The sequence below is a fragment of the Pseudomonas sp. 8BK genome (genome assembly GCF_902506475.1).
In the GTDB taxonomy this organism is placed as follows: Bacteria; Pseudomonadota; Gammaproteobacteria; order Pseudomonadales; family Pseudomonadaceae; genus Aquipseudomonas; species Aquipseudomonas anguilliseptica.
Map to the genome: position 1 here is coordinate 3,736,844 of NZ_LR733252.1, position 20,860 is coordinate 3,757,703.

The following is a 20,860-nucleotide window of genomic DNA, read 5'->3' on the forward strand; positions in this document are numbered from 1 at the left end:
CGGGGTCAGTTAATTAATCGCTTGGGGGTTGCCAGATACCTTGGCGCTGCCAGTCCGCCAGCAGGCTCTGGGCATTGCTGAAGTAGTGTTTGTCCGCGGCTAAGCCCTGGCTCTGAGCCAGGTCGTACAGGGCCGAATTGGCTTCTGCTCCTGCTTGCAGGCGCGCCGCCAACTGATAGGCAAAGGGGCTGAGTTGCATAAAGCGCACCTTGTCCTGCACATCTCGCCAGACCAACAGGCAGGTTGGCTCACCAGGCGGCGTGGCAGGTTGAAAATCAGCACCAATGCGCTGCACCGGCCACTGATATGCCAGCGGCCAGGCCAGTGGCGACCAGCCCTGCGCAGGCAGCTCAGCCTCGCTGACATCCAGCGCCAGCTCAACCCATTCGTAATGCGCCAGTTCGAGGATAAACGGCGGATCGCCAGCCTCGGCGACATAGCCCTGCTGCAACCAGGCGATAAACTCCTGGCTGATCTGCAAGAAATACGGCGTGCGCGCCTGATGCTCGGCAATAAAGCTGCGCAACAAGCGCTGCCAACGACTGGTCTCGATCAGCCGGTGCAGCACCGGAAAGGCGCCACTGATAAAGCCTTCGATATTGTTGAAGAACAACGCTTCGTAGATCGCCATCCGCTCGGCCGTAACGCCCTCAAGCAGCGGCGGCTCTCCCGGTTGGCGAATACGCGCGGCAAACGCGCGTTGTGCGTCAACGCCGCTCATGTGCCGTAACTCCGCACAGGAGCCGCTGCAGTTTGCAGCTGACGAATCTGCGCCACCTCGGCGTACAACACGGCAATCGGCGGGAAGTTGAAATCGCGCTCCAGCAGGGTCGGGCGCACGCCATGCACGGCGTAGGCCTGCGCAAGCAAGGCCCAGACCGGGTCGATCACCGGTGCACCGTGGGTGTCGATTTTCAGATCACTGGCCTCATCGTAATGCCCGGCCACATGCAGATAGGCGATGCGCTCGCTGGGTAGGCTGGCGATATACGCCGGCGCATCGAAGTTGAAATTGATGCTGTTGACGAAGACGTTGTTCACGTCCAGCAACAGCTGGCAGTCAGCTCGCTCCAACACCGCGCAGACAAACGCCGCTTCATCCAGCTCGCCCGGCAGCTGTGCATAAGCCGACACATTCTCGATGATCAACGGCCGCTCCAGCACGTCCTGCACGATGCGCACCCGCTCGGCAATGCGCAGCACCGATTCCTCGGAAAACGGCAGCGGCATCAGGTCATATAACTGGCCATGGTCAGCGCAGGCCGACAGATGCTCGCTGTAACCGCGCACCGCATGCAGGTCGAGAAAGCCCTTGATGGCCTTGAGCAGTTCGATATCCAGCGGCGCAAAGCCACCAAGATTGAGGGACAGGCCATGGCAGAGCAGCGGCAGGCGCTCGCTCAGGGCACGCAACTGCTTGCCCAGGCGCCCGCCCACGCCGATCCAGTTCTCCGGTGCCACTTCGAGGAAATCCACCTCGCCTGCGCTGCAGTCCTGCAGCGCGCCAAGCAGGCCGCGACGCAAACCCAGCCCGGCACCGTTAACGAAATCTACCTGCATATCCTGCCCCTGATTCTCAGTTATTCGGCTTTGTCAGCGCCGCACTTGCCTTCACCGCACTTACCTTCGCCATCAGCCTTGGCTTCGCCACCGCATTTACCCTCGCCACACTTGCCTTCGCCTTCGGCTTTCTTCATTTCGCCACCGCATTTGCCTTCACCGCAGCTGCCTTCGGCGGTTTTCTCAACCGCAGCCAGGCTGTAGCCGCTGCTCAGTTCCTGCGCGGCAAACGGGTTGCTCGCAGCCTGCACGCTCAATGCAGCGCTGCTCAGCAGTACCGCGCCCAGGGATGCAACAACAGTGTTCAGATGGTTCATGACAACGCTCCAATAATCGTTAACAGTGGTAGCCGATTGGCTACCTCGGCCCAATAGACGGAGTCGATTAGCAACTGTTACACCTCATGGAAAATATTTTATGGACAGCTGCAGCCCACGCTCGAAGACGTTGCAGTCCGTATGCCGATATACGTTGTTAACCACGCGAAGATTTTTGCCGCCGGCCAACTGATCCGGCACACTACGCCCCCCCGAGCAAATGCTCGTTTTCAAGCCTGCAGACTCCGTATGACCCGATCTCCGCTCCGCCGTCTCGTTTTTGGCACCCTGCGCCGCGTGCTGTACCTCTGGGTGCGCTCGGAAACCATCAACCAGTCCGCCTTTACCCTCAAGCTCGACCGCAGCAAGCCGGTGTTCTACGTACTGCAGCAACCGTCGCTGAGTGACCTGGCGGTGGTCGATACGGAGTGCCGCAAGGCCGGCCTGCCGCGCCCGGTGCTGCCGGTGGCCGTGGGTGAGCTGCTGGAGCCTGCCGCCTTCTTCTACCTGACGCCTGAGCCCGACTGGCTCGGCCGGCAGGACAAACGCGGCATCTCGCCGACCCTGCAACGCCTGGTCAGCGCATTGAGCCAGCATGCGGTGGACGATGCGCAGATCATTCCGGTCAGCGTGTTCTGGGGCCAGTCGCCAGACCGTGAAACCAGCCCGTGGAAGCTGCTGTTCGCCGACAGCTGGGCGGTCACCGGGCGACTGCGCCGGCTGGTGAGCATTCTGATCCTGGGCCGCAAGACCCGCGTGCAATTCTCCACGCCGATTCATCTGCGTGAGCTGGTCGAGCAGGACAAAGGCCACGAGCGCACCCTGCGCATGGTTCAGCGCATCCTGCGCGTGCACTTCCGCAACCAGAAGGCCGCGGTCATCGGCCCGGATGTGTCGCACCGGCGTAACCTGGTCAAGGGCCTGGTGCATGGCCCGCAGGTGCGTCAGGCGATCATAGAAGAAGCCGAACGCGAGAACATCAGCCTGGAGAAGGCCGAAAGCCAGGCATTGCGCTATGGCAACGAGATCGCCTCGGACTACACCTACACTGCTATTCGCTTCCTCGAACTGGTGCTGAGCTGGTTTTGGAACAAGATCTACGACGGCATCAAGGTCAACCATATCGAAGGCGTGCAGGAAGTCGCCCAGGGCCATGAGGTGATCTATGTGCCCTGCCACCGCAGCCATATCGACTACCTGCTGCTCTCCTACCTGCTGTTCCGCAATGGCCTGACGCCGCCGCATATCGCCGCCGGCATCAACCTGAATATGCCGGTGATCGGCGGCCTGCTGCGCCGTGGTGGCGCGTTCTTTATGCGCCGCACCTTCAAGGGCAACCCGCTCTATACCGCCGTGTTCAACGAATACCTGCACACCCTGTTCAGCAAGGGCTTCCCGGTCGAGTACTTCGTCGAGGGCGGGCGCTCGCGCACCGGGCGCATGCTGCAACCGAAAACCGGCATGCTGGCCATCACCATGCGCAGCTTCCTGCGCAGCAACCGCCTACCGGTGGTGTTCGTGCCGGTGTACATCGGCTACGAGCGCGTGCTGGAAGGCCGCACCTACCTGGGCGAGCTGCGCGGCGCGAGCAAGAAGAAGGAATCGATCTTCGACATCTTCAAGGTCATCGGCGCGCTCAAGCAGCGCTTTGGCCATGTCTGGGTCAACTTCGGTGAGCCGATCAAGCTGGCGGAATTCCTCGACAGCGAGCAGCCCGACTGGCGCGAGCAGGATTACGGCACCCAATACCGCCCGGCCTGGCTCAATGAAGCCACCAACAACCTCGGCGACCGCGTAGCCCAGCACCTCAACGAGGCGGCGGCGATCAACCCGGTCAACCTGGTGGCCCTGGCGCTGCTCTCCACCAGCAAGCTGGCCCTGGACGAACGCGCCCTGTCGCGGGTGCTCGACCTCTATCTGGCCCTGCTGCGCAGCGTGCCCTACTCGCCGCACACCACCCTGCCGGACGGCAACGGCCAGGCGCTGATCGAATACGTGCAGAAGATGGACCTACTCGCCGAACAGAAGGACGCCCTCGGCAAGATTCTCTATCTGGACGAGCAGAACGCCGTTCTGATGACCTACTACCGCAACAACGTGCTGCATATCTTCGCCCTGCCGGCGCTGCTGGCGAGCTTCTTCCAGAGCAGCGCGCGGATGAGCCGCGAGCAGATCCTGCGCTTTACCCGCGCGCTCTACCCCTACCTGCAAGCCGAACTGTTTATCCGCTGGAACCTGGATGAGCTGGACGGTGTGGTCGATCAGTGGCTGGCCGCCTTCGTTGAACAGGGCCTGCTCAAGCTCGATGGCGATATGTACGTGCGCCCGGCGCCCAGCTCGCGCGAATTTGTCCTGCTCACACTGCTGGCCCGCGCCATCGTGCAGACCCTGCAGCGCTTCTACATGGCCACTGCCCTGCTGCTGAATGCCGGGCAGAACGCCATCAGCGCCGAGGAACTGGAAGACCTCTGCACCGTGATGGCCCAGCGCCTGTCGATCCTGCATGGCCTCAACGCCCCGGAGTTCTTCGACAAGAGCCTGTTCCGCCACTTTATCCAGAGCCTGCTGGAGCATGGCGTGCTGCGTCAGGACGAAGCCGGCAAGCTCAGCCACCACCCGCTGCTCAGCGAGCTGGCCGAAGGCGCGGCCAAGCGCGTACTGCCGGCGGAGATTCGCCTGTCGATCCGCCAGGTGGCCATGGATCGCAACGAGGATGTCGCCGAGCCGGTGTAAACCGGCCTGGCCGCAGCGTTATGAGCGAAACCGACGATAACGCCGCACGTCCCTCCCGTGCGGCGTTTCACCAAGCCAACCAGGCTCGCGCCGAAGCTGAAGCTCAGCGCCTGCTGGCCGCTAAGACTGAACGGGGTGGAGCTTGGTTGAGTTGGGTAGCAGCAGAGCTGTATGCCCTCACACCGGCAGCTTATGCGCAGATGGTGCGGCGTGAGTTGCAACGTCTGAGCCGCTAGCGCCATCGCCAGATAGGCCAAACGGGGCAATTAGAGCTTATGCTCCAACCCTGCTGAGTCGGCAGATCCGGCGCCTGTAAAAAGATATGCGCAATATCGCGCCTTACCGAACCTCAGCCAGCGAGCACGAACTGACGCGAGCGCGCCCCGCTTGCTTGGCCTGATAGAGCTGCCGATCAGCTTCCGCTACAACCGTTTCGGATGTCGCCACGGCACTAGGTACAATAGTCGCCGCCCCAAGCGAAACGGTCAGTATCTGACCGACTGCGGAGTCCAGATGCTCAAGCTTGAGCGAGCGCACGGCTTCTTGCATCCGCTCAGCAATCTTTACGGCATCAGTCAGATCGGTATTGGGTAGCACACAGGCAAACTCTTCGCCGCCATACCGCGCTAATAAATCGTATGGCCGTTTGAGAACACTACTCAGCGCTTTGGCAACAGCCTGCAAAGCGCTGTCTCCTTTCAAGTGCCCGTAACGGTCGTTGTAGCGTTTGAAGTGATCAACATCAATCAAGATCACGGACAACGCGACCTGCTCCCGCAGACATTGCCGCCAGTCACGATCAAGTTCGCAATCGAACTTACGTCGATTGGCAACACCTGTTAGTCCATCCAACAATGCAATGGAGCGCAAGATGTCGCTTTGATGCTTAAGCGTCAGGTGGGTTTTCACCCGCGCTTTTACAATCACAGGGTTGATTGGCTTAACGATGAAATCCACTGCGCCAAGCTCAAAACCGCGCACCTCATCCTGCTCTGCGCCCTGAGCGGTAACAAAGATAATCGGGATGTCGCGCGTTTCCGGATCACCTTTAAGACGACGGCATACCTCGTGGCCATCCAGCCCATCCATATGCACATCAAGCAGTACTAAATCCGGCAATATCGTGCGGCAACTCTGCAAAGCCTGCTCACCGTCCATGGCCATAAAAATTTCGCACTCATCACGAAACAGCTCATGCAGCACCAGGATATTGACACGCTGATCATCAACCAGAAGCAGCTTAGGCTTCTGCAGTGAGGCCTTGTGCCACGTTTGCATCAGTAAATCCTCAGACCGAATTCAGCAGTTCATGCCCAGCCAATAAAGATGCGGCAAAGTCTAAGGATTGCACCAAATCTAAAAGCTTGCCAAATTTTGGCCGCAATTCGTGCGGGGTCTGCGCCAACAATGCCTCACTTTGGGCAATTGCCTGCATATTGCCCGCCTCTAACAACTGCAGAATATCCTGCAAGGCCTCACGCCACTGCTCCAGCGGTAAACCAACAGACTCGATAGCTGCAGGGGGCAACTCAGTGGGCAGCTCAAACATAACCTTCAGCGCCTGATCACTGCTGCGTAACAACTCATGCAGTGTCTCAACGAAGCTTCCATCGGCTAACATCTGCGCCTTGGTGGCTTCATCGGCATGCAGTAACTGCTGCTCCAGCTCACCCGCCAGTTGCGACAGGGCCCACGCCCCCATGGTGCCGCTACTGCCTTTAATGGCGTGTAGAACAGCGGCAGCACCGGCAGCATTACGCTGCTCAACCTGCTCCTGCAGCCGAACGAGCTGCTTGGTTTGCTCTGGTGCGAAACTGCTCAACACCGTGCGAATCAACTGCAGATTACCGCCAAAGCGTTGCCCGATCGAAGTGGCAGACTCCACCACAGAGTCGTTTGGATCTGCTTGCACCTGGGCTGATGATGCAACGCCTTCGCGGCCAGTATGAAGCAACAGCGTGGCGACCATTTTTTCCAGATCTATTGGCTTGCCGAGGTGATCATTCATCCCCGCCGCTCGGCATTCTTGCTCATCGGATAAGGACGCATTGGCCGTCATGGCAATGATCTTTACGGCGCCACACCGAGCATCGGCACGGACCCGCCTTGTCGCCTCCAGGCCGTCGATATCTGGCATCTGGACATCCATCAACACGGCATCGAAGGCCTCCGCACCCTCGATGATCATCTGCACGCCCTCAAGGCCACCCTCGGCAAGAGCCACCTCAGCGCCCTCTCCTTTTAGCAACTCGAACGCCACTTGGCGGTTAAGCATATTGTCTTCGACGACTAACAAACGCAGTCCAGCCAAGCGCTTTGGCTGTGCGGCACGCAGCGCTGCGACCGTCGGTTGAGGCGCTTCCACGCCTGTTAATACACGCTTGATCGTATCGGCCAGCTGTTGAGGGGTTACCGGCTTGCTGAGGAACGCAGCAAACGGTGCATCCCCTCCCTGCTGCGCATCAGACAACACCTCACGACCATAGGCCGTGAGCATGACGATCACAGGTGTATGCTGCCCCTGGCTTTGCTGGCGAATCAGGCGCGCGGCGCTCAAACCGTCCATGGAAGGCATGCGCCAGTCCATTAGAATCACGTCATAGCCATTGCCCGCGTGCTGCATCTGTTGCACCCGCTCCACGGCTTCGAAGCCATCGTGCACCAGATCAGCCTGCCAACCCAGAGCCTCGGCTGTACGCAGCAGCAGATAGCCGGCCACTTCATTATCGTCGACCACCAACAAGCGTATTGGCTGGTCAGCACCAGGGCAAAACTCGCGCAACGGCACGGCCTGAAATATCCCTAAATCGACATCAAACCAAAAGCGGCTGCCCGCCCCCACCTCACTGCTAACCTGCAGTTCACCGCCCATGAGGTTGATCAAGCGTTTGGAGATCACCAAACCCAGTCCTGTTCCACCAAAACGCCTCGAGGTGGAGGCTTCAGCCTGGGTGAAACCATCAAAGATGCGCTTCAACTGCTCAGGATTTATGCCGATTCCGGTGTCAGTGACCTCGATGCGAACACGCACCTCATCACCCCGGCGCTGCAATTGCTCAAACCTGACAACGACCTGTCCTTGCTGGGTGAACTTGAGCGCATTCCCTGCCAGGTTGATCAACACCTGCTGCAAACGCAGGCTATCGCCAAATAATATGCTGGGTAGTTCAGGGTCGAGGTCAAACATGACTTCAACATCCTTGCCGCCCTGGTTTCCAGACAAAACAGTGGCCAAGTCGCGCATCAAGGGCTCTAGCTCAAAAGAGTGTGCATCAAGCAGCAACTTGCCCGCTTCAATCTTGGAATAGTCGAGGATGTCGTTGAGTAACCCCAGCAACGACTTGGCGGCCGTTTCAGCTTTGCTGATGTAATCCAGCTGGCGCGTATTCAACTCGGTGTTCTGCACCAAATGCAGCATGCCCAATACCGCATTCATCGGCGTGCGAATTTCGTGACTCATATTGGCCAGGAATGATGACTTGGCAGCGCTGGCAGCATCCGCTTGTTCCTTGGCATCCAGCAAACGTGATTCGAGTTCACGTTGCTCCGTTATGTCGCGATTGATGCCCGTAACCCGGACTGCAACACCCCTGACATCCCTCTCAACTTGGGCTCCTGCCTGAACAATGCGAACCTGACCATCAGGCCTTACAACACGGAAGATCGGGTCGTACAGGCCTCGTCCCTCGACCGCCATACTCAGCTTGCTCGCCGCCATTTCCACATCGTCCGGGTGTACGCGTGAATGCCAGTGCTCGTAGTTCAAGCCTGTCTCACGCAAGCTCTGCGGCTGACCATATAGCTCGAACATACGATCGTTCCAACTCAACGCGTTGTCAGCCAGGGTCCAGGACCAGATACCCAACTCAGCCACATCTGCTGCCATCAACAACTGATCACGCGCTGCAGCAACGGCCGCTTCAGAATCCTTGGTAGCCGTCAAATCCACTGCCATACCCAGATAGCCGTTGATCTCGCCATCCTCATCCCGTATGGCCGTAACAACCAGAGAAACCGGTAAATGCGAGCCGTCCTTACGCACGTAGGTCCACTCACGTGTCTCCGCCCCTTCCAGCTCAGCCTTGTACACAAATACCTGGAACCCTTCTATCGTCAGCCCGTATTGCGTAGTCAATTCGAGTGAGCGCGCCGCCACCTCATGCTCCAGATGGAAGCTGGCCGGGGTACTCTTATCGATCAGCTCTGCCGCCGTATAACCCAACATCCTCTCGGCACCGGCATTGAATAAGCGAATGATGCCCTCCCGGTCAGTCGCAATAATTGCCACTTCCGAGGCCGAGCGCAGCACATTATTCAACAACAGGTTGCTCTCACGCAGCTCCGCTGTACGCTGAACGACCTGAGCTTCAAGGCTGCTGTTGAGCTCATGAATCTTCGCCTCAGCGGCCAATTGCTCAGTGTTATCCCGGACGGTTTTCGACGCTCCAACAACTACGCCAGCGGAGTTACGAATAGGCGAAACGGCAACGGAAACGGGAATCAACTTGCCGTATTTATCTTGGCGCAGGGTGTTAAAGCTGGGCACGTGCGTACCCGCTTTAACCGTGGCAAGAATCTCTTCCTCCTCATTTTTTAGTGCCTCTGGGACAACCAGTTCAGTAAGGCGTCGCCCTATCGCCTCCTGCGCACTAAACCCAAATAGCCTCTCGGCTCCTTTATTCCAGCTGGTCACCGTGCCATCAAGAGTTTTCCCAATGATGCCATCAGCCGAACTTTCAACAATAGCGGCCAATTTGGCCTGCTCTGCAATGAACTGCAGTTGACGTGTACGACTAACGCTTAACACACCGATCAAGGCGGCAAACAACACAGAACCAATCAGCCCAAGACTCAATACCAACAACGGGGAAAGCTGACGAAGTTGGCTGATAAACAATGGATGCACGCCGAACTGCAACTGCCAGCGCCGGCCATACACATCACGCTCGACAGTTTTTGAAAGCACAACTTCCTGAGTAGACTCATCCTCAGACTTATAAAAAACGACACTTTGTGTGGGTTCGGTAATGTCACGTAACTCAAGGCTAAAGGCCTGCTCCGGGGGTCGCACCCCGCTGAGTACGGCACCCATACTTAACGGCGCATAGCTCCAGCCAAATGCTTGCGCTTCACGCGCCTCAACAGTGCCTGGATCAACCCCATTTCGATAAATAGGCATCAAAATCAGAAAAGATTGCTGCGGCTGACCAAGGCCCTGCACCAGCGTAATGGGGCCTGAAAGGCGCACTTCACCACTCAGCATGGCGGAATGTGCAGCCTGCCGTCGATTAGCCTCGGAGGCGATGTCCAGGCCAATGGCCACCCTATTGGGCTCGACCGGGTTGATGTATTGGATGACATAACGCTCGGCGTCATGGGGCGCAAGCTGGCGGATGGCAAAGTCTGGCCAGCCATCAGCACGCGCCTGGGCCAAAAACGCTGTTTCATTCTGCGGGGCAATGCGGCGAATAAAGCCAAACCCACGCGCGCCCGGGAACTCCACTTTAACGTTGCGCGTCTTGCTGTAGCGGTCAAAACCTTCACGGGTGATGGCGTGCTCGCCCATTGTTTGGATCGAGCCACGAGCGCCTCGCAAACCGTACTGATAAAGCTTGATTCGATTGACCACTGCATCGGCAGACTGCTGCGCTGCAGTATTAACGGCCTCACCAGCCTGCTGCTGATTAAACCGGGCGACTCCCACAGCTGCAGCGACGCTGATAGCCAAGCCGGCAAGCAGGCTGAGAATGGTCCATTTATTGACGGCAACGATGGCGTAATTCTTCTTTATCGACATAGCATCCCAGCAACAATTTCAGAGCGCTGATCGCGTGATGCTTACCCGCAGCAAAACTGGGGTAGCTCGCGCGTGAGGTGATGATTGGTGAATCAACAAAACGTACCGGATGACTGTTCTTATTTGTTATCGAACTCTTAGATTGCCAGAGTCCAGCAATGCACAGAATTGGTTGAACGGTACCGGCCGAGAGTACAAGTAACCCTGCATGATTTGGCAGCCAATAGCTTGCAAGGCGGCGGCTTGCTCCTGAGACTCCACGCCTTCAGCCACTAGTTCAAGACCAAGCGCCTGAGCCAACTTGACAATCGCCTCAATAATCGCGGCATCACTCTTATCAACCAGCATGTCACGCACGAAGCTCTGGTCAATTTTCAACACATCGACCGGAAAGCGTTTGAGGTAGGTAAGGCTTGAGTAACCCGTACCAAAATCATCAAGCGCAATCCGTACCCCCATGCTGCGCAAGGATGACAGTACATGCTGCGTGTTAGCGACATCCTTGGCCAATACGCCTTCGGTGATCTCCAACTCAAGAAACTCTGGCGCGAGTTTCGACGTAAGCAACGTGTCTTGCACCATCTGGAGAAATGACTCTTCACGAAACTGCACTGCCGAAATATTCACGCTAACCACAGTGTGCATGCCTTGTGCGACAAGCACCTGAGCATCCTCACAGGCCTGCTGTAGCACGAACTTACCAATCGGAATGATCAGCCCGGTTTCTTCCGCCAACGGAATGAAATCAGCTGGCGAAATAAGGGTGCCCTCTTTACTCCGCCAGCGTACGAGTGCCTCCATCCCGACCATTTCATTTCCGGCGACCAAAACCTTGGCCTGATAGAAAACTTCAAATACGCCATTTTCCAGCGCAGTGCGCATATGTTGTTCCAACAGATGTCGACCACGGGTGCTGCGCTCGATATCGAGGGAAAAGAAGCGACATCGATTACGCCCATCGAGTTTGGCTTGATACATAGCCGAATCCGCATGACGGTAGAGCGACTCGGTGTCCTCGCTGTCGTCAGGAAACAGGCTGATGCCGATACTCGCGCTCAGGTCATAGCGACTACCTTGAATCATGAAGGGTGTGCTGATGGTGGTTAGTAGTCGCTCGGCAAAATCGCCGACTACATCAAAGCCACTGACTTCTGGCAATAAAATGATGAACTCGTCCCCACCCTGTCGACTGACCGTATCCAAAGCCCTGGATGCCAGCGATAAACGGGCTGCGACTTCCTTGAGTAGGGCATCACCAATGGAATGCCCCTGCGAGTCATTAATGCCTTTGAAGTTATCCAGATCCAGCAACAACATGGCCACGCGCACTTGACTGCGACGAGCCTTTTGCAAGGCTTGCTCGGTACGGTCTTGCAATAACGTGCGGTTTGGTAAGCCGGTCAGCGCATCATGGTTGGCGAGTTTCTTCGCCTCATTACGCAACGCCAGGTGGGCTTTGATATGGGCCCTGGCCACCGGTGCGTTCAGCGGTTTGTGGATAAAATCAATTCCGCCATATTCCAACGCACGCAGTTCGTTCTCCGTCTGAACATGGGAGGTAACAAAGATAATGGCGGCATCGCAGAGTTTCGGATCGGCCTTGAACGCCTTGCATACGGCAAAACCACTCATGCCAGACATTTCGATATCCAGGAGCACAAGATCCGGCTTGCACTGCCTGGCCAGCGCTAAGGCTGAAGGACCATCACTAGCCACGTGAACGTCCCCGAGGTCGCGCACCGTTTCACGCAAAGCGAGCGCATCCGTGGTCTGGTCTTCGACGATCAGAATGACCGACTCGACATCAATTCCTTTACTGGTACGCATCCGCAGCTCCAGATCCTTGCGTTGCAACTCCATACTTGCTCAGCCTAGCTCGCTTTGAGCTGACAGGTAGCGCACCGGACGAATATCTAAACGTCACGCCAAGCCCGCTAGCCTCATCAACCGATCAACGGTGGCAGGTGGTTCACTGTTGTTTATGGCCGCTGCCAGACGCATCAACACCTGCTCACGTCGAATTTGCGCCTGTGGCAACGCATAAACGGCCCCGATCATTTCACGCAAGACCATGGGTACGCTCCACTGGGCTTTCAATTTGATGGCAAGCGGTGCGGAAAAGTCGTTGACTGCTTGCATAAGCAGGCTCTCATCCAACCTATTGCCCTGGCCTTCCCACTTGTAGGCTTGGTAGATCACACACAGTTCACCAATACGATGTAACAAGGCGGCAGTCTGCAGTGGTGCTGGCTCCACGCCGCACTGCTTAGCCAGCGCTACCACGCGCTCAGCCAGAGAGAGGGCACTGTCCAAATATTCTTTCATCAGCACTGACAAGACTAAGTTGCCCTGCATGCTGATCTGCTTTAAGGCAAAGCCCATCGCCAGATTCACACTGGTACGGGGCCCAAGCCGCCTGAGTGCATCGCTTAAGCTGGTGCACTGCGCACCAAAGCCGATATAGGCAGCGCTGTTGGACGCAGCAATAAGGTGCATACACAGTGACGGATCGCCTTGCCAGCTACTCGCCAACTCACGCAGATCAAGCGACTCCCCGCGATAACCCAGCTGAAGCTGCTCTTTAACCTTCTCAAGCATCGGCAAATCCAGGTCCTCTGCGGCCAGGCCGCTTAAGTAAGCAATAAATGCTTCCTGAATACTGGGGGCAGTAGGGACAAAGTCCTGCAGTGGAAGGAGTTCCTCGATACACGCGACAACACGTGGCACATCAAACGGCTTGGTAATAAAAGCACTAATACCTAGCCGCCTGACCTCCAACACACTCTGCCGGTCCGAGCGGCCGGTAATCATCACCAGTGGCGTTTCACGGTCCTGCACACGAATTTTCTGCAGCAAATTCACACCCGAACCATCGGGCAAATTCCAATCAGCAAGAACCAAGGCGTAGCGCGTCTCGCGCCAAGAAGCAAAAGCACTTTGCACATCTGCAAAACAGTTAACCTGGACGCCTGGGCGGACGTTTAAGACGATCTGCTTTAACAAATCAGCGATCCATGGATCATCGTCAACAATCATCACCTGCATGCACTGCCCCCTCGGCGTTGTCTTTCCATACGTGGTGCGCAATCTAGCGAAAGGCTCGTGCAAGGCCCTATGACTGCTACTTTGCGCTCCCCGCTTGTTTCTCCGCTATTTATTAAAGACTAAGCAATAGACATTACAGGGCAGCACTACAGCAGACCGCCGATGTGCTATTGAACAGGGCGATTCAATAGGGTGGTAGCAGAGCTATACGCTCTAAAACCCACCACCGATACGCAGACTGTACGCCCTACCTTAACTGCGCCTAGCCTCGGCTCAGCCCCGTCAACCGCGACGACAGCGCTTGCATGGCACTGCTGACTTCATCCAGGGCCTGAGCATCGCGGGCGTTTTCTTCGCTGAGGCTGTGAATGCGCACCGCCAGCTCGTTGATCTCCTGAGTCACGTGGCTTTGCTGCTGCGCCGCCACGGCGATCTGCTGAGCACGTTGAGAGATGTCATCGAAGCTCTGCACCGAGCTGGCAAGCGCTCCCGCTGCGCCCTCGGCCTCCCCTACCGCATGTTCGGTACGTGCCTCGCCCGCTTGCATGGCCTGCACGGCCTGACGTGAAGCCTGCTGCAAAGCACTGATCATGGTGCTGATCTCATTGGCCGAAGCCTGAGTTCTGCCCGCCAGGGTGCGCACCTCATCGGCCACCACGGCAAAGCCACGGCCCTGTTCACCGGCCCGCGCAGCTTCAATGGCAGCATTCAGTGCCAGCAGATTGGTCTGCTCGGAAATCGCCTTGATCACATCCAGCACCGCCCCGACCTGCTGGCTGTCCTTCTCAAGCTGACTGATCACCATGGCCGCGCCGGCCATTTCCGCCGATAGCGCCTGTATCGACGAGCTATTGGACGCAACCTTCTGCTGCCCCTGCTGCACCACCAGCAATGAACTCTGCGCGGTACTAGCGCAGTCGTTGGTGTTCTGCGCCACTTCCTGGGCGCTCGACGACATTTCGGTAATCGCCGCCGCCAGCTGGGTGTTCTCCTGGCGTTGCTGTTCGGCGCGCCCGGCCAGGGTACTGCTCAAACCGCCCAGTTGTGCGGCTTCGGCCTGCAGATGATCGGCCTCCTCGGCGATGCGCTGGAGCATGGTGCGTAACTGCCCGGCATAGCGATTGACCGCGTGGCGCAGCGCACCGATTTCATCCTCGCGTTCCACACTCAGCTCGACATCGCGGCTGGCCGAACCCCGGCCCAGGGAGTCGATCTGCGCGGTGGTCTCTTCCAGTTGGCCGATCAGCTTACGACCAGCAAACCAGGCCAGCGCCAGCAACACCGCCAAAAGCGGCAGGAGGAACAGCAGAATCTCCCAGGTCAGCGCCCTGGCCAGGCCGGTAACCCGCTCCTGCGGGGTCGCCAGGCCGATTACCCAGCCAGTATCGGGCATCACAAACAGGCTGACGCGACTGGCCTGCTTGAGCTGTTCATCGTTATCTAGGTCCAGGTTTCGAATCGCCCCTGAACTGCTGCGGTTCAGCACCTCCTGCACCGGCTCAAGCCAGCGATGCTGCTGCGCCAGGTCGGCAAACTTGAGCATCGCGCCACCCTTAGTTCCGGTCATGCCGGGAAAGTGCAGCACGTTACCGGCCTGATCGAGGGCAAAGGCGTAGCCATCGGTGACCTTGCCCTGCTCGGTGAGAAAACGCGCCAGATCATCCAGCAGCAAATCCAGGGTGGCGACCCCGGCAAAGCGCCCTTCAAGCTGGTAAGGCACGCTGCAGGTGACCATCGGCACGCCGGTCACCGCATCCTGATAAGCCTCTGACCACAGGCACTGGCCGGGCTTGCTGCTGCGCGCGCCGCTGTACCAGGCATCGTTGTGGTACCCAGGGCCATCGGCGGCGTTGTAATCGTCGGAATAGGCCAACTGCCCGTCACCACCACGCGCCCAGAAGAAACTACGGCGCGCCACACCATCGGTAAACGCATTCGGCTCCGGCCACACACCGCCGCCGGCAATCGCTTTATCACCCTGGCTGTCGATCAGATTAGGCAGCGTGTTGAGATACAGCGCTTCATCTAACGGCAGCACTTCGGAGAGATGCGCCAGGCTGGCGGTCACGCCCTCAATTCCAGCCAGCTGCAAGGCTAACTGGCGCACGATGGCGCTGCCGGTCTGCTCGATCAGCTCACCACTGGCCGCCACCACACGCGGCTGACCACGCAGGGCCATCACCGCAAACACCGCCAGCGCGGTCAGAATCAGAAGGACGATGCAACCGAGGGTCAAACGCTGCGACAGTCTAACGGGAACCAAAAACATACTGACTACTCCTGTTCACTGAAAGACTGCACTCATGGCAAACGCCACCGCACTTCCCGCCGAGGATTTATGTGATCGGCTCACAAGATTCAGGGGCCCCCAACTCAAATGCAGAGGGAGACGTTACAAAGCACCTTTAGGGTATAGATGAAATATCAACGAGCCGTGCCGCCAGCCCCTCTTTAAGCTTATTGCTGGAGCAAGAGGCGCAAGGCGTCTGGATCCATCGGGCGTGCCAAGAAATAGCCCTGTACTTCATCACAGTCACACTGGCGCAAGACCTCAAGTTGCTGCTCGGTCTCGACACCCTCGGCAGTAACCGTCAACGACAGCGCCCGACCGAGCCCAACAATTGCCTTGATGATCGCCTGACTATCGGGAGAGTCATGCAAGTCGGCCATAAAACTACGGTCGATCTTCAGTCCATCGAAGGGGAATTTGCGCAAATAGCTCAGCGATGAATAGCCTGTGCCGAAGTCATCCATCGACAATCGCACGCCCAGTTCTTTTAAGTCCTGCATCAGTACCAGAGCGCCCTCTGCATCTCCAAGCATCACGCTCTCGGTGAGTTCGAGTTCCAACCGCGAAGGCGGCAAGCCACTGTCGTTCAGAGCACTTTTAACCCTTGCCAGCAGACGGCCATGCTGAAATTCAACCGGTGAGAGGTTTACCGAAACAATCAACGCCTCGTGCCAGGTCATTGCTTCCATACAGGCAGTGTGCAGAACCCAAGAACTCAGAGGCACTATCAGACCTGTCGTTTCGGCAATAGCAATAAAGCTGTCCGGCCCCAACAACCCCCGCTGGGGATGCTGCCAACGCACCAGCGCCTCCGCCGCCACCATGCATTGGCTGTTAACGCTGTATCGAGGCTGCAGACACAGGCGTAACTCGTTATTGCTCAACGCTTGGCGTAGATCGTTTTCGAGTTGCTGCCGTTCAGTCACCCGCTCCTTCATATCGCGGGCGTAGAAGCACCACGTGCTACGCCCGGCTCCCTTGGCCTCATACAGAGCGATATCGGCGTAGCGCAATAACTCCTCAGCAAGGCATGTATCAGCCGGCGCCATAGCCACACCGATACTGGCGCCAATAAAAATGCTTTGATTATCAACTTCGAACGGCTGTTCAATGCCGGCGATCAACCTTTCACACAAGCGCTTTACCTCCGCCTGAGTGGAGATACCACTGACAATCAAAATAAATTCATCGCCGCCCATACGCGCGACTAGGTCGCCGTCGCGCAATATCACACGCAGACGCTGCGACACCTCTCCGAGTACCAAGTCGCCTGTTTCATGACCGAAAGAGTCATTCACTGATTTAAACCGATCGAGGTCGACACTCAGCATGACTAACGGCTCGCCAGTCATAGGCAGTGCACTCAGTTTGTCTTCAAGAAACGTCTGCAGGCGATTGCGATTGGGCAATCCAGTGAGTGTATCGTGCAGAGACAGGTGCTCAATTCGTGCCCGTGCCTCCACCTCCTGGGTGATGTCACTGACGATGCCGCGATACCCCGTAATACCGCTGACACCCTCCACATGCCGCAGGGCGAACATACAAATACGCAGCCTGCCGTCGCTAGCAAGATACTGGCCTTGCAGGCTGTCCTTAGACGATGAATGCAGGCTGCGTTTACTCAGCCAGGCCTGCAAGCCTCCCGGGCAGCTCACTAGCTCGTCAAGCGGGCGACCGAGCCAAGCGCTTTCAGCGTGACCGGTCACTACCTGAAACCGCGCAGACAGGTAAGTTAAACGTAACTGTGCATCGGTTTCCCAAATCCAGTCAGAGGCGGCTTCAGCCACATCACGAAACCGAGCCTCACTGGCAGCCAGCGCAGACTGGCTGGCATATAAAGACGAATAGCTAGCATCCATTTCACGCGCTGCGGTGATCGCACGGCGCAGCATCAGCCAAGTGATAAGAGCAACAATCACACCCGCCAGTCCTAGCAGCGGCAAAATGAAATAGAGCAGTTGATCGCCTGGCTGAGCGGGATGCCAACGCAGCAAAAACGGATCACCATTCAAGGTTGGCAAGACCAAGCTGGATCGGACTTGCGCCGTAGCTAACCGCTCACCCACATGCAGCTCATCGATGCCAAAGTCCTGACCAAGCATCTGCAGCTTCTGCGGGCCGAGCAGGTCGACGAACAACAGCACCGAGGGCGGGCCCTCCACCGCTTCGATTTGCGGATCACTGCCAGGCGTCAACGCGGCCAGGGCCACCAGTGCCGGCTGCCCGCCTACCAATAAAAAGCCAACAACTGGCTCTTCATCCTCCGCTTGTTTGCGGGCCTGCTCGATCAGTGGCTGGATATCCTGCATAAGCCACTGCTGGGCCCCGACCGAGCTCTGCTGACCTTCCACGACCGCATAGGTGGTGTGACCACCGGCGTCGACCACAAACACACCTTCATAGGCGAAATCGGGAAACAGACTGGGCCCTAGGTTCTGCCTTTTATAGGCCCAATCGGTGTCGACCTGCACGTGCAGATGGCGATATGCCTCACCCCAAAAGGCATAATCGCCGACAGTCGCGAGAATAGACTTCTGCCGGGCTTGGGTAGCTTTTTCCACATAAAACAAGCCTTGCTTGATCGCCTGCTTATTTTGCTGTGAAGCGATTTGTACCAACGCTACGCTCGCCACTACAAACAGGATCACCAACAACGCTGAAATGAATAGCAGCGTCTTGCGTGTTGCAGAGGAGTTGGACTGAGCATCTAAAGCACGGAACGACTCAACTACTGGCGCCATCTTCGGCCCTCAACCAGTCGGAGGTGCTATTCGGAATAGGCAAACGCCCTCGGTTGATACCAGTCTAGCTGCAAAAGACCAGCATGAACCTTGCAGTATGCAGCGGCTCAAATACCTCAATGGTGCAGCCCAGAGTTCGACAGTGCGCGCCAAAACCCATGACAAATCGGGCACAACACATGAGCAGAAGCCTGCGCGGCTTAAGCAGCCGCCAACACAGCTGCAAAACACCCGAGTACATAGACATGGCTGAACGTTCACTCAAGCACCCATCAGGCGCCATAGGATAGGTTTATCCGTCCAGCCCAGCTAAGCTCATTTACTACTTAACAGCCGGAAGAATCCCCCATGTTGCGTACCCTCGTCTTCACTGCAAGCTTGGCCCTCTCCGCCAGCGCTCTCGCGTTTTCCCTTGCCGACCTCTCTCAGAGCGACGCCAGCGGCGGCCTCAAGGACGCCCTCACCCAAGGCGCCAAAGTAGCCGTGCAGCAACTGGGCAAACCCGGCGGTTTCAGCAACAACCCGGACGTGCGCATCGAACTGCCGGGCAACCTCGGCAAAGCCGCGAAAACCATGAAGATGATGGGCATGGGCGCGCAGGTTGATCAGCTTGAAGCGAGCATGAACAAAGCCGCCGAAGCCGCCGTACCGCAAGCCCAGGCGCTGCTGGTGGACTCGGTGAAAAAGATGACCGTGCAGGATGCCAAGAGCATCCTCAGCGGCCCGCAAGACTCAGCCACCCAGTACCTGAACAAGACCAGCCGCGAACAGATCCGCGCCAAGTTCCTGCCCATCGTCAAACAAGCCACCGACCAGGTCGGCCTGGCCAAGCAATACAACAGCTTCGCCGGCCAAGCCGCGAGCTTCGGCGTGATCGACGCGAAAAGCGCGAATATCGAGAACTATGTAACCGAGCAGGCGCTGGACGGTCTGTTTGCGATGATCGCTGAGCAGGAAGCGAGCATCCGCGAGAATCCGGCTGGGGCGGCGACCAGTTTGGCGAAGAAGGTGTTTGGGGCGTTGTAAGAAGGGTTGGATATATGAAAAAGCCAGGCCTTGATGTCTGGCTTTTTTGTGAACATAAACAATCAGGTTTTCAAAACCTTCTACTGCTCGAGGCTGGCCCGTATGTTGTGGCTCAATGATTCTGGACACCCCGATAGGGCGTTAAGCTTCGCCCAGCAATGAGGTGTTTACGTGACTAGAAGATCATTCAGTACAGATTTCAAGCTCGAAGCAGCAGGCCTGGTTTTGGATCAAGGCTATTCAATTCCCGAAGCCTGCAAGTCGATGGGGGTAGGCCCGACCGCGCTACGCCGATGGGTGGAGCAACTGCGCAGTGAGCGTGGCGGCACAACACCCGCGCGCAGTAAGGCCATGACTCCCGAGCAGAAACGCATACAAGACCTTGAGGCACAGATTCGGCGTTTAGAGCGGGAGAAAGAGATCTTAAAAAAGGCTACCGCTCTCTTAATGTCGGACTCCCTCGATCAGTAAGCCTGATCGAGGCATTGGGCGAGCGGTATCCACGAGCCGAGCTGTGCCGCGTATTTGGCGTAAATCGCAGCAGTGTTTACGACGCCTGCATGCGACGCCGTCGGATAGATCATCGGCGGGCAGCTCTGCGTCAGCTGGCCACTGAGCTTCACCTGCAAAGTCGAGGTTCAGCTGGGGCGAGAACATTGTCAGCGGCGCTGCGAATACAGGGTTTCGCGGTGGGGCGTTTTCTGGCCGGACGCCTGATGAAAGAGGCTCGGCTGTTCAGTTCGCAATCGCGCAAGCATCGTTATCGGCGAGCTGATGGTGAAAATGCTATCGCGGCGAATGAGCTGGATCGGCAGTTCACAGTGAGCGGCCCCAACCAAGTGTGGTGCGGCGACGTGACCTACATCTGGGCGGGCAATCGCTGGATCTACCTGGCGGCGGTGATGGATCTGTATGCACGCCGCATCGTGGGCTGGGCGTTGTCCAATCGACCGGACTCACAACTTACGACGCGCGCTTTGCGCGTGGCTTTTGAGTCCCGTGGTTGCCCGCAGCAACTGACGTTTCACTCTGACCAAGGCAGCCATTACACCAGCATCGAGTTCCGCCAGATGCTGTGGCGCTACCGGATCAAGCAGAGCATGAGCCGCCGGGGAAATTGCTGGGATAACGCCCCAATGGAACGTTTCTTCAGAAGTCTGAAAACGGAGTGGATGCCTGAGCATGGCTATACCAGCCAAGCCCAGGCTGAGGCGGATGTGCTGCGCTACCTGACGGACTACTACAACCATCAACGGCCACACAGCTACAACGGATACAAAACGCCAGTGGAAGCCGAATCACTGGTCGGATAAACCTAAACCAGTGTCCAGAATTCGTTGACCACAACAGT

13 protein-coding genes and 1 pseudogene are annotated in these 20,860 nt (G+C 57.4%); 4 read left to right on the forward strand and 10 right to left on the reverse strand.

The features are described from left to right. Positions 1 to 13: 13 nt before the first annotated feature. Genes ACIN8IBEIGE_RS17470 through ACIN8IBEIGE_RS17480 form a run of 3 tightly spaced genes read right to left on the reverse strand, consistent with a single transcriptional unit; the run spans position 14 to position 1,877 of the window. The gene (locus tag ACIN8IBEIGE_RS17470) at positions 14 to 721 is read right to left on the reverse strand and encodes a DUF2063 domain-containing protein (RefSeq protein ID WP_160015766.1); all 708 of its coding nucleotides are present in this window, start codon (positions 719 to 721) and stop codon (positions 14 to 16) included. Further along, positions 718 to 1,560, reverse strand: a complete 843-nt coding sequence (locus tag ACIN8IBEIGE_RS17475) for a DUF692 domain-containing protein (RefSeq protein WP_160015767.1) — start codon at positions 1,558 to 1,560, stop codon at positions 718 to 720. The genes ACIN8IBEIGE_RS17470 and ACIN8IBEIGE_RS17475 overlap by 4 nt, the downstream gene beginning before the upstream one ends. A gap of 20 nt (positions 1,561 to 1,580) precedes the next feature. Beyond that, the gene (locus ACIN8IBEIGE_RS17480) at positions 1,581 to 1,877 is read right to left on the reverse strand and encodes a hypothetical protein (protein ID WP_090375470.1); all 297 of its coding nucleotides are present in this window, start codon (positions 1,875 to 1,877) and stop codon (positions 1,581 to 1,583) included. A gap of 249 nt (positions 1,878 to 2,126) precedes the next feature. Between ACIN8IBEIGE_RS17480 and plsB the strand changes: the two genes are divergently transcribed. Then, positions 2,127 to 4,610: a glycerol-3-phosphate 1-O-acyltransferase PlsB gene (plsB, locus tag ACIN8IBEIGE_RS17485; RefSeq protein ID WP_160015768.1), complete on the forward strand. Its 2,484-nt coding sequence runs from the start codon at positions 2,127 to 2,129 to the stop codon at positions 4,608 to 4,610. A gap of 20 nt (positions 4,611 to 4,630) precedes the next feature. Continuing rightward, positions 4,631 to 4,846 carry a hypothetical protein gene (locus ACIN8IBEIGE_RS17490; RefSeq protein WP_160015769.1) on the forward strand — a complete coding sequence of 72 codons (216 nt, stop codon included), beginning with the start codon at positions 4,631 to 4,633 and terminating at the stop codon, positions 4,844 to 4,846. A gap of 103 nt (positions 4,847 to 4,949) precedes the next feature. Here ACIN8IBEIGE_RS17490 and ACIN8IBEIGE_RS17495 read toward each other — a convergent pair whose 3' ends face one another. The 7 genes and pseudogenes from ACIN8IBEIGE_RS17495 to ACIN8IBEIGE_RS17520 form a co-directional block, all read right to left on the reverse strand. Next, entirely contained in the window at positions 4,950 to 5,888 is a 939-nt protein-coding gene (locus ACIN8IBEIGE_RS17495; RefSeq protein WP_160015770.1) for a diguanylate cyclase, read from the reverse strand. Positions 5,889 to 5,898: 10 nt separating this feature from the next. Continuing rightward, the gene (locus ACIN8IBEIGE_RS17500; protein WP_160015771.1) at positions 5,899 to 10,407 is read right to left on the reverse strand and encodes a CHASE domain-containing protein; all 4,509 of its coding nucleotides are present in this window, start codon (positions 10,405 to 10,407) and stop codon (positions 5,899 to 5,901) included. A 126-nt stretch (positions 10,408 to 10,533) separates the two neighbouring features. Further along, the gene (locus ACIN8IBEIGE_RS17505) at positions 10,534 to 12,267 is read right to left on the reverse strand and encodes a bifunctional diguanylate cyclase/phosphodiesterase (RefSeq protein ID WP_306109731.1); all 1,734 of its coding nucleotides are present in this window, start codon (positions 12,265 to 12,267) and stop codon (positions 10,534 to 10,536) included. 60 nt (positions 12,268 to 12,327) lie between these two features. Continuing rightward, positions 12,328 to 13,452, reverse strand: coding sequence for an HDOD domain-containing protein (locus ACIN8IBEIGE_RS17510; protein WP_160015772.1), 1,125 nt, complete (start codon positions 13,450 to 13,452; stop codon positions 12,328 to 12,330). 262 nt (positions 13,453 to 13,714) lie between these two features. Beyond that, positions 13,715 to 14,845 carry a methyl-accepting chemotaxis protein gene (locus ACIN8IBEIGE_RS21270; protein WP_372240024.1) on the reverse strand — a complete coding sequence of 377 codons (1,131 nt, stop codon included), beginning with the start codon at positions 14,843 to 14,845 and terminating at the stop codon, positions 13,715 to 13,717. Next, positions 14,834 to 15,721: pseudogene (locus ACIN8IBEIGE_RS21275) on the reverse strand (cache domain-containing protein); the annotation flags it as partial. The pseudogene ACIN8IBEIGE_RS21275 and the gene ACIN8IBEIGE_RS21270, both read right to left, overlap by 12 nt. A gap of 188 nt (positions 15,722 to 15,909) precedes the next feature. Further along, positions 15,910 to 18,483, reverse strand: a complete 2,574-nt coding sequence (locus tag ACIN8IBEIGE_RS17520; RefSeq protein WP_160015774.1) for an EAL domain-containing protein — start codon at positions 18,481 to 18,483, stop codon at positions 15,910 to 15,912. Between the two features lie 348 nt (positions 18,484 to 18,831). Here ACIN8IBEIGE_RS17520 and ACIN8IBEIGE_RS17525 point away from each other — a divergent pair, with 348 nt between their 5' ends. Continuing rightward, entirely contained in the window at positions 18,832 to 19,509 is a 678-nt protein-coding gene (locus tag ACIN8IBEIGE_RS17525) for a DUF4197 domain-containing protein (RefSeq protein ID WP_090387943.1), read from the forward strand. A gap of 171 nt (positions 19,510 to 19,680) precedes the next feature. Continuing rightward, positions 19,681 to 20,822, forward strand: a protein-coding gene (locus ACIN8IBEIGE_RS17530) for an IS3 family transposase (protein ID WP_160015775.1) whose coding sequence is annotated in 2 segments (ribosomal slippage) — positions 19,681 to 19,930 and positions 19,930 to 20,822 — 1,143 coding nt in all. Because the reading frame shifts where the segments join, the coding sequence is not laid out codon by codon here. The last annotated feature ends 38 nt before the right edge of the window (positions 20,823 to 20,860 follow it).